The organism is Acidisoma sp. C75, from assembly GCF_054665095.1.
Map to the genome: position 1 here is coordinate 61,736 of NZ_BAAFHD010000008.1, position 13,418 is coordinate 75,153.

Here is a 13,418-nt window from a genome sequence, read left to right on the forward strand (position 1 = left end):
TGATTGTGCTCGATCTCTATGAAGGCCTTCCCGGCGCGCAAGACGGCATGAGGAATGCCGTGACGCTCGAGGAAGCGCTGACTGGATTGCTTGAAGCGGCAGCACGCGCTGTAACGGCTGAAGTGCCGGGCTGCATGATTTCGACGGGTCTTGTCGAGGCGGGCGCCGAGCACGACGATCTCTGTCAGGAGTTGGCCGCACGCCGAAGGGGCCTGCAGAAGGCGATTGCGCTTGGCCTGGAGCGCTGGATGGCGCCGCAGGAGGCTGCACCAATCGCCGCTTTCCTGTTTGCCGTCCAGCAAGGAATGTCGGTGCAGGCGCGGGACGGCGCGACACTGGACGACCTGCTTCTGATCGCTCAGAACGCGACTGCGGGCATCACCGCGCAGCGGACAACGGAGCGCCACAAATAGTTGGCTTCCAGTATAGGTGAAGCAGACCATCCCATCTCACCAATCGAGCGATCTTCCGAGACCCGCCTTCGCATACCGGCATCGCCGGAGATCTGATGGAGGCGAGGTGAGACGCAGCCCGATCGTGGGTTATAGGCCCAGCGCCGCCCGCGTTGGCCGAAGCAGGGAGCCGTGCGCGCATTCCGGATGAGGCGCGATCCCGAAGAAATGCCTTGTTCCGGGCAGATCGTGGGCATATCGCAATGACATCCCGCCTTAGTCACGGGCGGGTCATTTATTTCTAAAGTATTAACAAGAATGTCGCGCCTCGGGCGAAGTTACCTAAGCCCTTCGCGGAATGGTTCTGTTCATCTTCTTTTGGTAACGCCGATACGAAGTTAGTTATTTCGTAAAGGATCTTCACGCGATGCCTTGGACCTGGACCGGCGATGCTCATAACGGGCGTTGGGATGATCCCTCGAACTGGAGCGCCAGCGGCACGGATTTCGGCTATCCGACGCTCGAAGGTGACGGCACGGTGAATATATCCGGCTCGCCGACCATCGACCTGAACTCCTTTCAATCCATCAACCAGTTGAACATCGCGCCGGGCAGCAACCCGACGCTGACGAACGGCACATTGTACGTCAATCTCTTGAACCCGTCCGCCGGCGCCACGCTGAAGCTCGGTCACGGCACGATGGTGGGCTCGAACGGCGGCTTCTCGATGGTCGGTGCCGGCACGGCGACGATCTCCGGCGGCACCTTCAATTCCGGCAATACGGCCACGATCAATGCCGGCCAGACCCTCGCGCTGACCGGTGATACTGGCTTCACGGTGGGGAATGTCGCGGGCTCGGGCACGCTTTTGCTGAACGACGCTTCGGCCACGCTGACGGATGGGGGTTTTGCCGGCACGATCACTTTCCTGGCTTCGGGGCATGGCGGCAATTCGCAGAACACGCTCACGGTGCCGAACTATGACAACGTCTCGCAGGGTAACGGCATCACCCAGATCGCCAATCTCGGCTATGGCGATCGGATCTACGCCGGGGGCGATCAACTCGAGCTGAAGGCCAATGGCGACGGCACGTACAGCCTTATCGATACGCATTACGGGCAATACACCACGACCCTCAGCGGCGACGTGACGCTGGCGCCCGGCACCGTGCTGGCGGATTTCGTCAACCACGGCGGCTACTTCTCCTACAACGGCAGCGCACCCTGCTTCCTCGCCGGCACGATGATCGCGACACCGCAGGGCGAGGTTGCGGTCGAAACCCTCAAGGTCGGCGATCTCGTGCTCAACGCGGCCGGCGCGGCCCGGCCGGTGCAGTGGATCGGCCATCGCGTGCTGAGCGGCCCCTTCGTGACCTCCGGCCGCGTGCCACAGCCGATCCGCTTCACCGCGGGCTCGCTCGGCCGCGGGCTGCCGCGACGCGACCTGCTCGTCTCGCCTGATCACTGCATGGTCCTCAAGGGGCATCTCGTGCGGGCGGAAAGCCTGGTCAACGGCGCCACCATCCGGCGGGAGAGCGGCCATGCCGAGATCCCCTATTTCCATGTCGAACTCGCAACGCATGACGTGATCCTGGCCGAGGGCGCGCCGGCGGAGACCTTCCGCGACGATAACAGCCGCATCCTCTTCCAGAACGACCGCGTTGAGGTTGCCGCCCTGCCGCCGACCGAGCCCTGCCTGCCGCTCCTTGAGGAAGGCCAGGCCCTGGCCGAGCTGCGCGCTGGCCTTGAATATGCGGCGGTGCAGACCGTCTGGCTGCCGGAGGAAGGCAGCGTTCGCATCGCCATCATCCCCGGCATGGTGGCGCTCCGCCTCCGCTCGCCCGCAGCCCGCATGGGCGGCGATAGCCGGCTCCTCGGCGCCGCGATCTCGGAAATTCTGCGGGATGGCGCGCCGGTCGATCTCGCGGGCCCGGCGCTCACCGCCGGCTGGCACGGCGCGGAAACGGGTTGGCGCTGGACCGACGGCGCCGGCCTTGTGCTGACCGAGGGCGCCGCCTTCATTGAGCTGACGGTGGTCTCCATCGCCCGCGAGCAGCGCGACGCCGCCTGAAGCAGGCGTGCCGGGCCCTCAGCGCAGGCGCCGGGCCCGGCACGGTTTCACAATTCCACATGCGCCTTGAGGCCGGGCACCACCGCATTCGGGATGCCGCTCTGGGCGTTGGGGTGGATGACGTATTGGAAATCCGGCATGAGATTGATGCCGCGATAGGCGCCGCGAAAGGCGTGGATATCGTAGTTCGCCTCCAGCACCTCCTCGTTGGTCTGCACCCCGGTCGCGCCATTGCTGAAGGAGATGGACGGAGACATCTCCGCCCGCGCCGTAGATTTCCTGCACCAGCAGCTCATGCCGGCGAGCTTCTGCCAGTCGATATCGACTTCGAGCGCCCGCTGATCGGCATAATCGAGCGCCCGGCGCGTGCCGCCGGCGACATTACCCGCCGTCTCCGATGTGTCATCGAGCAGGAGGTTGATGCCGAGGCGGCCGAGATCGGTGCGGATGCCGCCCCAATCGCCGAACAGATGCTCACGGTTTGAAAAGCTGTCGAAAGCTGTCGAAAGCTGTCGCTTGCGGTGCCGGCCGCGCCAGCGTCTTGCTCGCGCCGAGGTGAGGCGGGCGCTCATCCCCCAGCCCCGGCACAGGGCGAGGATGATGGCCGGGCACGGCGAGCAAGCCTTTCGCCGATCGACCACACTGGCGCCAGCACACAGGGACGAGGAGATGAGGTTCATGGACAGACATCTCGGCATGCGAGTGCGCGATTGGGGGATCTTGTTGGTGCTTTCGGTGCTCTGGGGCGGTTCATTCTTCTTTGCGAAAATCGCGCTGCGCGGGGTGCCGCCGCTCACCTTGGTCTTCTGCCGGGTCGCGCTCGCGGCGGTCGCCCTTGGTCTCTATCTGCGGCTGCGCGGTATGGCCTTTCCCCGCGCGCCGGGGATCTGGCTTGCCTTCTTCGGCATGGGGCTGCTCAACAACCTCATTCCCTTCACCCTGCTTTTCTGGGGGCAGACTGAGATTGCCGGCGGTCTTGCTTCGATCCTCAACGCCACGACGCCGATCTTCTCACTCATCGCTGCCCATCTGCTGACAGCCGACGAGAAGCTCTCGATCGCCAAGCTGGGCGGCATCCTGCTTGGCTTCGCGGGCGTGGCGGTGCTGATTGGTGGCGGGCTGATGGCGCAGCACGGACCATCGCTGCTGCCTATGTTCGCCTGCCTCGGGGCCGCCTTCTCCTACGGCATCGCGGGCGTCTTCGGCCGGCGCTTCCGCCGCATGGGCGTGCCGCCGGTGCTGGGCGCCTTTGGTCAGACAACGGCGAGCGCCTGCATGTCCCTGCCGCTGGTGCTGCTGGTGGATGCGCCGTGGCACATGGCGCTGCCCGGGGAGGGCACGATTCTCGCGATCCTGGGCCTCGCTGTCCTCTCTACCGCGCTCGCCTATATCCTGTTCTTCCACATCCTGGCCGTGGGCGGTGCGGTGAACAGTTCCCTCGTCACGCTGCTCATCCCGGTCAGCGCCTGCCTGCTAGGCCGCGTGTTTCTGGGAGAGGATCTGGCGGCGAATGAATGCGCCGGCATGGCGCTGATCGCCCTTGGCCTGCTCGGCATCGACGGGCGGATCTTCCGGCTGTTCCGCCGCGCTGCGTCCGCCTGAGCAGGGCTGCTGCGCGCACCCTTTTCTTGCACCGCGGCAAAGGCCGGAGTATCCGGCAGCGCCAAGGTTTCGCAAGCGCAGGTGAATGAGAGCCATGGCATCCAGTGATCTGACCCCCGAAAGTGCGATCGAGCAATCCCTGGATATCCGCCGGCAGGTGGTGACGCGGCCACCGGTGGAAGAGGCCCTGGCCTTCGACGATGTGCTGCTGGTACCGAACTACTCGCAAGTGCTGCCGGCGAGCGTGAGCACCGCCTCGCGCTTCACCAGGAACATCCCCCTCAATATCCCGATCGCCGCCGCCGCCATGGATACGGTGACCGAGAGCGCGATGGCGATCGCCATGGCCCAGCTCGGCGGCATTGGCGTCATCCACAAGAACCTCTCGATCGAGGAGCAGGCGGCGCAGGTGCGGCGCGTCAAGCGCTTCGAATCCGGCATGGTCGTCGATCCGGTGACGATCCATCCGGATGCGACGCTCGCCGATGCCCGCGCCCTGATGACGGCGAACCGCATCAGCGGCATTCCCGTGGTGGAGCGGGGGACGGGCAAGCTCGTCGGCATCCTCACCAACCGCGATGTGCGCTTCGCGACCGATCCTGGGCAGCGCGTCTCCGACCTCATGACGCATGACCGGCTCATCACCGTCGTCGAAGGTGCGAAGTCCGAGCAGGCGCGCGCGCTCCTTCACAAGCACCGGATCGAGAAGCTGCTGGTGGTGGACGATGCCTATCGCTGCGTCGGCCTCATCACCGTCAAGGATATGGACAAGGCGGAAGCCTATCCGCTGGCCAATAAGGATGCGATGGGGCGGCTGCGCGTGGCGGCGGCAACCGGCGTCGGCGCGGATGGCGAGGCGCGGGCGCGGGCGCTCATCGCCGCCGGTGTCGATGTGATCGTGGTCGATACCGCGCATGGCCATTCGCGCGGGGTGATGGGCTCGGTCGAGACCATCAAGCGCTTCTCCAACGCGGTCGAGGTGGTGGCCGGCAATGTCGCGACGCCGGATGGCGCCGAGGCGCTCATCGATTCCGGGGCGGATGCGGTGAAGGTCGGCATCGGGCCGGGCAGCATCTGCACGACGCGCGTGGTGGCCGGTGTCGGCGTGCCGCAGTTCACCGCCGTGCTGGAGACCGCTGCCGCTTGTCGCGCGCTCGGCGTGCCGGCGATCGCCGATGGCGGCATCCGCACTTCGGGCGATGTGGTCAAGGCGATTGCAGCCGGGGCGAGCGCGGTGATGATCGGCAGCCTGCTCGCCGGCACCGACGAGGCGCCGGGAGAGGTGTTTCTCTACCAGGGCCGCAGCTACAAGGCCTATCGCGGCATGGGCTCGATCGGCGCCATGGCGCGCGGCTCGGCAGACCGCTACTTCCAGCAGGACATCAAGGACCAGCTCAAGCTGGTGCCGGAAGGCATCGAAGGCCAGGTCGCCTATAAGGGGCCGGTCTCGGCGGTGGTGCATCAGCTGGTGGGCGGGCTTCGCGCCGGCATGGGCTATGCTGGCAGCCCCGAGATTGCCGAGTTGCAACGAAGCGCGCGATTCCGCCGCGTCACCAATGCGGGCCTGCGCGAAAGCCATGTCCATGACGTGACGATCACGCGCGAAGCGCCGAACTACCGGCGCGACTGACCCCGCACCGTGACACCTTCCGCCCGCTTTGCCGCCGCGATCGCGCTGATCGAGGCGATCGACGCCGCGCCCCGCAAGCCGGCCGATGCCGTCGCCAATGATTTCTTCCGTGCCCGCCGCTATATCGGCGGCGGGGACCGGCGCGCGGTCTCCGAAACCGTCTGGTCGGTCCTGCGCCAGCGGCGGCGGCTTGCCTGGTGGATCGAGCGGGCGCAGGGCGCGGTCTCCGCGCGGCTGCTGGCCGCCGCGTCCTTCGTGCTGCAAGGGCAGGACTACGGCGATGTCGTCGCGCTCTTCTCCGGCGGCCGCTATGCGGCGGAGCCGCTGGACGGCGCCGAGGTCGAGACCCTCCGCCGCCTCAAGGGCCACACCATCCTGCATCCGGCCATGCCGGAGGCGGTGCGCTCCGAGGTGCCGGACTGGATCATGCCGGCACTCACCGCCCGCTTCGGGGGTGAGACGGAGCGGGAGCTTGCCGCCATGCTGAGCCCCGCCCCGCTCGATCTGCGGGTGAACCTGCTGCGCTGCACGCGGCAGCAGGCGGTGGCTGCGCTCGCGGCCGAAGGGATCGAGGCGCGGCCCGGCACGCTCAGCCCCTGGAGCCTGCGCATCGAAGGCCGCCGCCCGGTGGTGACCGGCGAAGCCTTCCAGAGCGGGCTGGTGGAAATTCAGGACGAGGGCAGCCAGCTCGTCGCCCTGCTCACAGCGCCGCGCCCCGGCCAGCGTGTGCTCGACTATTGCGCCGGCGCCGGCGGCAAGACGCTGGCGCTCGCCATGATGATGCAGAACAAGGGCCATATCCTTGCCTGCGATACTTCCGCCCCACGCCTGGAAGGGGCGGTGCGGCGCCTGCGGCGGGCGGGCGTGCATAATGCCGAGCAGCATCTGCTGGCCGATGGCGATGGCAAATGGGCTAAGCGGCGGCGTGAGACCTATGACCGCGTGCTGGTCGATGCGCCCTGCACCGGCACCGGCACCTGGCGGCGCAACCCCGATGCGCGGGCGCGGCTGACGGAGGCGGATCTCGCCGAACTGCTCCAGAAACAGGCGGCGATCCTGGCTGACGCCGCCCGCTTCCTCAAGGTCGGCGGCCGGATGGTCTATGCCACCTGCTCCATCCTGCCGGCCGAGAATGAGGCGCAGGTGAGCCGCTTCCTCGCCGTGCATCCTGATTTCGCGCAGGTCTCGCCCGAGGATGAGGCGCTCCGCAGCCTCGCCCCGGATGGGATGCTCCGCCTCACCCCTGCCCGGCACGGGACGGACGGCTTCTTCGCCGCCCTGCTCGAACGGCGGTGAGCACCGTCCGCCCCGCGCGGCGCGAGGATGCCACCCAAATCGGCGCCGTGCATGTGGCGGCCTGGCGGAGCGCCTATGCCGGCATCCTGCCGGATTGGACGCTGACCGCGCTTTCCCCAGCCCGCCATGCCGCTCAGTATGACCACCTCGTTCGCCGCGGCCATATCCTGCACGTGGCCGTGGCCGAGGAGAGCGTGGTGGGTTTCGTGACCGCGAGCACCCGGCCCCGCCAGCCCTTCGCCGGGAGCGAGATCGAAACCCTCTATGTGCTGGACGATTATCGAGACCAGGGCTTCGGCCGCGCCTTGATGCGGGCGGCCGCTGAAAGCCTGGCGGCGGCGGGCGCGGCAGACACCTTCCTCTGGGTCTTGAGCGAGAATCCGAGCCGCTGGTTCTACGAGCGTCTCGGCGGCCAGCGCGTCGCCGAGGGGGAGGTGCGCGTGGGCGGCGTCGCCTTGGCGCAGACCGCTTATCTCTGGGCACCGTTGACCCGCCTGCTGGCGCCGGAAGCTTAGCGGGCGCGCGGGCGGGGCAGCCGCGCTGGCCTTCGCCAAGACGGGGCGAAAGATCTCCGCCGCCGGGGCGTTAGCTCTGCTTGGCGCGGCGGCTGTCTCGCCTCGCTGCGCGCCACCTTGGGCAAGTAACGCCGCGGCCTTTGCTTGAGCAGGGGGAGCGCCCGGCGGGCTCGCCTTTGGGGCAGATTTGCGTCGAACGGTCTTGCTTCGCCCTGAGCCTCGGTTCATATCACGCCATGGCACAGATCACCGCAGACCGCATCCTCATCCTCGATTTCGGCAGCCAGTTCACGCAGCTGATCGCCCGGCGCGTGCGCGAGAGCGGCGTCTATTCCGAAATCTGGCCCTTCAATACCGATCCGCAAAAGATCGCCGATTACGCCCCGCGTGGCATCATCCTCTCGGGCGGCCCCGCCTCGGTAACGGAGGCGGTATCCCCACGCGTGCCGGAGGTCGTCTTCGAACTCGGCGTGCCCGTGCTCGGCATCTGCTACGGCCAGCAGGCGATGTGCGCGCAACTGGGCGGCCTGGTGGAAGGGCACGATCATCGCGAGTTCGGCCGCGCCTATGTCGAGGTGCGGGAGGCTTGCGCGCTCTTCGAGGGCATCGGGGAAGCGGAATGGCAGGTCGGCGCGCGCGAGCAGGTGTGGATGAGCCATGGCGACCGGGTGACAAAGATACCGCCCGGCTTCCGTGTGGTCGGCACCAGCGACGGCGCGCCCTTCGCCGTGATTGCGCATGATGAGCGCCGGCTCTTCGGCCTGCAATTCCACCCCGAGGTTGCGCATACACCGCATGGCAGTGCGATCATCCGCAACTTCACCCACCGCGTGGCCGGCTGCGCGGGGGATTGGACGATGGCGAGCTTCCGACAGACGCAGATCGCCGCCATCCGCAAGCAGGTGGGGCAGGGGCGGGTGATCTGCGGGCTTTCCGGCGGCGTCGATTCCGCCGTGGCGGCTGCGCTCATCCATGAGGCGATCGGTGATCAGCTCACCTGCATCTTCGTCGATCACGGCCTCCTGCGTGAGCGCGAGGCGGAAGAGGTTGTTTCCGTTTTTCGTGACCGTTTCAACATCAATCTCATCCATCGCGATGCGTCGGCGATGTTTCTCGGCGCGCTGGATGGCGTGGACGATCCGGAGCGCAAGCGCAAGATCATCGGCGGGCTCTTCATTGATGTCTTCGAGGAGGAGGCGACGAAGCTCGGCGGCGCCGATTTCCTCGCCCAAGGGACGCTCTACCCGGATGTGATCGAGAGCGTGAGCTTTACCGGCGGCCCTTCGGTGACGATCAAATCCCACCACAACGTCGGCGGGTTGCCGGCGCGGATGCGCATGCAACTGGTGGAGCCGTTGCGTGAACTGTTCAAGGACGAGGTGCGCAAGCTCGGGCTCGAACTCGGCCTGCCGCAGCGCATGGTGGGCCGTCATCCCTTCCCGGGGCCTGGGCTCGCGATCCGCATCCCGGGCGCGATCACGGGCGAGAAGCTCGCGCTGCTGCGCCGGGCGGATGCGATCTTCCTCGAGGAATTGCGGCTCGCCAATCTCTATGACGCGATCTGGCAGGCTTTCGCCGTGCTCCTGCCGGTGCGCAGCGTAGGTGTGATGGGTGATGGCCGCACCTATGATCTCGCCTGCGCGCTCAGAGCGGTGACGAGCACGGACGGCATGACGGCCGATGTCTATCCCTTCGAGATGAGCTTCCTCAGCCGCGTCGCAAACCGCATCGTCAACGAGGTCCGCGGCATCAACCGGGTCACTTACGACATCACCAGCAAGCCGCCCGGCACAATCGAGTGGGAGTGATCCCGCGTCTGCCAATCCCGATGCCGACAGCCATTGCGTCGGAGGAGCAGGTCCGGGCCGGTTTCGCGCTGGGCCGCCCCCGTCATCGCGCCGACCTCCATTTCCACCAGGCGCTCTGCCGCAAAACTGCTCATCTCGCGCAGAAGGTCCGTATCAGGGGGCCTTTTCGACAAGGTCTCGGACGTTCATCATACCTCGGTCATCGAGGCCTTCGGTTTTGGGCTGGTGTCAGCAACCAGATCTTACCGGATCATCTCCCGCGACGACCTCATCCAGAACCTACCCCCTCTCGGGATACGACTGCCGAGATCGCCAGCAGCGCGCCTTGCAAGCTCGCTTGGGCCATCGGTCCATAGAGTTCAGTCGTGACCCGCAGAAGTCCGATAGAGAGGGGTTGTGTCAATCACACACTATCACGCTCGGGCACGAGACAAGCGGTTGCGAGGCGGCTTACGGCAGGCGAGCGGCAGCGGTGCCAAGCGTTGACCGATGACCAGGCGGCGAAGAGGTTTAGCCGGCACGCACGGGGGCTGAGCGAGGCGCAACTGCCCATTATGCCCATGAATGGGTCGCTTCTGGCGCGGTTCGCTGTTCAGAAACAAAAAACGCGACGGTCGTAAGCGAGAAGCCTAAATATTATGCAGCTGGCGGAGGGCGAGAAGAGGCTTCGCTCCCGGCAGTGAATCCGGCCTCGCTGCTCCGCGCCCCATGCGGGGCGGCCCGTACCCATCGCGCTTGCGCAATAACTGCGGAGTTTTAACGGATTGGACAGCGCGGCTATGCGCGGTATCTGTTACTCAAACCCGTGCGGGATGACCTGCTGTGTCTGGCCCTCCCGAAGGATGCGAAGCCTGGAGGGAGGCGTCTATGCTGCCGGTCACGCTGGATCTGGAGATCGAAGGCCTCGCGCCCACCGCTCTGCGCGTCGCGCGGCTCGAAGGGGAAGAGCGGCTGACGCGGCCCTATCGGTTCGAGATTGACACGGTTTCGACCGATCCCGCCCTCTCTCTCGAGGCGCTTTTGCTCCGCCCGGCGCGCCTTGGCCTGCGGCGCGGAGAGGATCAACGCCTTATCCATGGTCTCATTGTCGCGGCCGAGGAATCGACCGAGGCGGCGGGCGATTTCTACGCCTATCGCTTCACGCTCATGCCGCGCCTTGCGCTTCTTGCGCATTCAACCCACTTTCGTACCTTCGGCACCCGCACTGCCCTCTCGGTCGCTGATGTGGTCCGGGCGCTGCTTTCGGAGCCGGAGGCGGCGGGGCTGATGCAGACCGACTGGTCCTTCCGCTTCTTCAAGGAGGAGGCCTATCCGCAGCGCGATTTCTGGCTGCAATCGGATGAGACCGATCTCGATTTCCTGCACCGGTTGCTGGAACATTGGGGAATCTTCTACTATTTCGAGCAGGCGAGTGGGCATGAGCGGGTGGTCTTTACCGATGCTTCGAGCCTCTGCCCCCAACAGGGGGCTGACCGCGTTCTCTCTTTCGACCGGACGGGAACGCAGACGGCGCAGAAGCAGGCATCCGTCCTCTCGGTTCGCCGCCAGCTGCGCACCGTCGCCAAGGGCATCCATCTCAAAACCTACAACTATGAGACGCCGCATGTTGAATTGACCGCCCAGGCCGATGTGCCGAAGGGCGGCGCCGGACGGGTGCATGAGGTCAAGACCTATTTCGCGACCGCGGAGGAGGGGCGGACCTTCGCCCAAGCGCGCGCCGAAGCGATCGGGGCGGAGCGTGACCAGTTCGATTTCGTGACGACATCCCCCTTCCTGGCTCCCGGCTTCTTCTTCGCGTTCGACATGTATTTCCGCCCGTCCTTCAACCAGTCCTACCTGCCCATCATGGTGTCCCATTTGGCCAACCAGCCGGTGGCCGGGGCTTTCGCCGAGCAGCGGTCGGAAGAGAGGGGTTACCAGAACCGTCTGCGGGCGATCCCCGCTTCCGTCCCCTATCGCAGCCCGCGGGAGACGCCGCGCCCGGTCATGACGGGGGTGAGCCCGGCCAAGGTCGAGGCGGGGGAGGGGGAGGATGGCCGCGCGATCCTGGACGCGCAGGGGCGCTACAAGGTCTCGATCACGCTTAACAACGACAAGACCGACCGTTTCGAGGGCTCGCCCTATCTGCGCATGGCCCAGCCCTATGGCGGCCCGGGCGGCACCGGCATGCATTTCCCCTTGCCCGACAAGACCGAGGTGATGATCGGCTGGATGGGCGGAGACCCAGACCGCCCCTTCATCATGGGCGCGCTGCCGAACCCTGAGATAACAAGCCCGGTGACCAAGAGCAACCAGGTGCAGAACGTGGTTCGCACGCCCTCAGGGATCTCGATGGTGATGAACGATGGCCCCGGCAAGCCATCGGCGGCGGATGAGGCGCGGCAGGCGGCGGGCGGCACGCGCCCAAGCCTGGCGGGCGGCATCCCGGCGTTCAGCGCGGACGAGGTCTTTACCGCCTTCACGATACCCGCCTATGGCGTCAGCCTGCCGCATTACCTGCGTATCGGCGATGTCGCCTCCACATCGGATATCGAGCGGCGGATCATCGCCGATCCTGCCTTCGGCGCCGGGAAGGTCGAATTCCGCGGCTTCGCCCTGTCGAGCGGCGATTATGCCGGCATGTTCTGCTACACGCCCGGCAATCGCACCATCACCACCGCTGGCAACCACACCGAGGTGATCGGCGGCCATCGGCGCATCTTCGTCGGCGGCACGTCCACGGTGATCGTGCAAAGCGGCCGCCAGACCGAAATCGTGCTCGATTGAGCGCGCCGCTCTGCGGTGGCCCCCGCGGCCGTCGCAGGCGGGAGCCGCCGCGCAGATCAGAAACCTCACCGATAGGGAAGACCGATGCCCGATTTCAAAGAGCTGAGCTGGAAGACGAACATCTACAGCGGCAAGGTGAGCTATACCCCTTCGGTCGCCTATTCGGGATCCCTCGACTACAAGTTCAGCCATTCCTTGAGCTACGGCATATCCCTGTCCTCAAGCGTCGCGCTGAGTTTCGGGCTGCTCGGCTTTGCCTACAAGCTCGGCGCGACTTTAACGCTGAAGGGCCGGCCGCAGGCGTTCAAAGGGCCGAAACTCGACAAGATCGACGCGATCCTGCCGGATTACACCCTCGGCACGAACGGCAACATGACGGGGTCGGACAGCAGCCTCGGCTCCGGCTCGTCGCAGTTCTTCACAAAGGATTTTGTGATCGGCAACCGGGCGACCAGCGGGGCCTTGGTCAAGACAGCCTTCGAAACGCAAGCGGCGGCAGCGGCCTATCTTTCGCTCGGCGTCACCGCGGCGAACGCGCTTTTCGAGCTTTGGCCGGATCTGCCTCTGCCAAAGACAGGCGCGCCGATCAATCTCGACGATACCGCGGCGGCCGAGCAGGCGGCCGAGAAGAAATACGACGACGAGTATAATGCCAACAAGCAGAAGGCGAAGGATGCCGGGCAGAGCGAGAGTAGCGCCGCCAAGCCTTCCTATGACCGGCAGATCGACGGCATCGGCAGCGTCGTCGCCCTGGGTCTGGCGACCGCGCCGACACTCGTGGCAGAAGCCCTGGTCGGCTGGTGCGGCTACCAGTATGACAAGGTTCACGCGCCCTTGCTCGAGAACGCGATCCTGTTGGAGCCGACCTTCTCGGTAACAAAAGAGGGCATAGCTGCCTCGGCCGGCGCGGCAGGTAAGGTGGTGCTGGCCGCCGGTGCGGGCTTGCCCGGCGTTCCGGCACAGCCGGAAGGGCCGAACGGAGTGCCCCCTGCGGTGCCGGCGCGGCCGAATGCCTATGGCACGGCGGCGCTGACCGTCGGCAAGCTCGGCATCAATCTCTCAGCCAATGCGGCGCCGGTGCTGAGCAGGGATCCGCCAGCAGGGATCACGATCGATGGCATTGCCCACAAGATTACGGTGGATGCGACGGGCGTGAAGATCGCCAATCGCGCGGGCGTTACGGTGATCGAAATCAACCCCGCGGGGAAAGTGAGCATCTCGGCACTGGGAGGGGTGATGATTACAGGCGATGTCAACATCCAGGGCAATCTCAGCGTCTGGGGCTCGGGCGAGTTCATGCGCAAGGTCCATGCCTTGAACATCCAGGCGGGGGCATGA

At 66.0% G+C, this 13,418-nt stretch carries 10 protein-coding genes and 1 pseudogene; 9 read left to right on the top strand and 2 right to left on the bottom strand.

The genetic code is table 11. The annotated features are described in order from the left end of the window. Nucleotides 1-5: 5 nt before the first annotated feature. Nucleotides 6-413: a hypothetical protein gene (locus ACYQ7X_RS11855; RefSeq protein WP_459697240.1), complete on the top strand. Its 408-nt coding sequence runs from the start codon at nt 6-8 to the stop codon at nt 411-413. Nucleotides 414-819: 406 nt separating this feature from the next. Then, the gene (locus ACYQ7X_RS11860; RefSeq protein WP_459697241.1) at nt 820-2,463 is read left to right on the top strand and encodes a Hint domain-containing protein; all 1,644 of its coding nucleotides are present in this window, start codon (nt 820-822) and stop codon (nt 2,461-2,463) included. A gap of 47 nt (nt 2,464-2,510) precedes the next feature. Here the strand turns inward: ACYQ7X_RS11860 and ACYQ7X_RS11865 are convergent, their stop codons facing one another. Next, on the bottom strand, nt 2,511-3,035 hold the full coding sequence (locus ACYQ7X_RS11865; protein ID WP_459697242.1) for a carbohydrate porin: 525 nt from the start codon (nt 3,033-3,035) through the stop codon (nt 2,511-2,513). Between the two features lie 106 nt (nt 3,036-3,141). Between ACYQ7X_RS11865 and ACYQ7X_RS11870 the strand changes: the two genes are divergently transcribed. From ACYQ7X_RS11870 to guaA, 5 genes are all read left to right on the top strand, one after another. Next, nucleotides 3,142-4,065, top strand: coding sequence for a DMT family transporter (locus tag ACYQ7X_RS11870; protein ID WP_459697243.1), 924 nt, complete (start codon nt 3,142-3,144; stop codon nt 4,063-4,065). A 94-nt stretch (nt 4,066-4,159) separates the two neighbouring features. Further along, complete coding sequence (gene guaB, locus ACYQ7X_RS11875) at nt 4,160-5,695, top strand: IMP dehydrogenase (RefSeq protein WP_459697244.1); 1,536 nt, start codon at nt 4,160-4,162, stop codon at nt 5,693-5,695. Nucleotides 5,696-5,704: 9 nt separating this feature from the next. Further along, entirely contained in the window at nt 5,705-6,991 is a 1,287-nt protein-coding gene (locus ACYQ7X_RS11880) for an RsmB/NOP family class I SAM-dependent RNA methyltransferase (protein WP_459697245.1), read from the top strand. After that, a complete protein-coding gene (locus ACYQ7X_RS11885; RefSeq protein WP_459697246.1) occupies nt 6,988-7,506 on the top strand; it encodes an N-acetyltransferase family protein in 519 nt (172 codons plus the stop codon). Before ACYQ7X_RS11880 ends, ACYQ7X_RS11885 begins: the two co-directional genes overlap by 4 nt. Nucleotides 7,507-7,742: 236 nt before the next feature. Further along, nucleotides 7,743-9,314 carry a glutamine-hydrolyzing GMP synthase gene (gene guaA / locus ACYQ7X_RS11890; RefSeq protein WP_459697247.1) on the top strand — a complete coding sequence of 524 codons (1,572 nt, stop codon included), beginning with the start codon at nt 7,743-7,745 and terminating at the stop codon, nt 9,312-9,314. A 2-nt stretch (nt 9,315-9,316) separates the two neighbouring features. Here the strand turns inward: guaA and ACYQ7X_RS11895 are convergent. After that, a pseudogene (locus ACYQ7X_RS11895) lies at nt 9,317-9,506 on the bottom strand (transposase); the annotation flags it as partial. Between the two features lie 675 nt (nt 9,507-10,181). Here ACYQ7X_RS11895 and ACYQ7X_RS11900 point away from each other — a divergent pair. Both ACYQ7X_RS11900 and ACYQ7X_RS11905 read left to right on the top strand, forming a co-directional pair. Continuing rightward, a complete protein-coding gene (locus tag ACYQ7X_RS11900; RefSeq protein ID WP_459697248.1) occupies nt 10,182-12,080 on the top strand; it encodes a type VI secretion system Vgr family protein in 1,899 nt (632 codons plus the stop codon). Nucleotides 12,081-12,164: 84 nt separating this feature from the next. Continuing rightward, complete coding sequence (locus tag ACYQ7X_RS11905) at nt 12,165-13,418, top strand: hypothetical protein (protein WP_459697249.1); 1,254 nt, start codon at nt 12,165-12,167, stop codon at nt 13,416-13,418.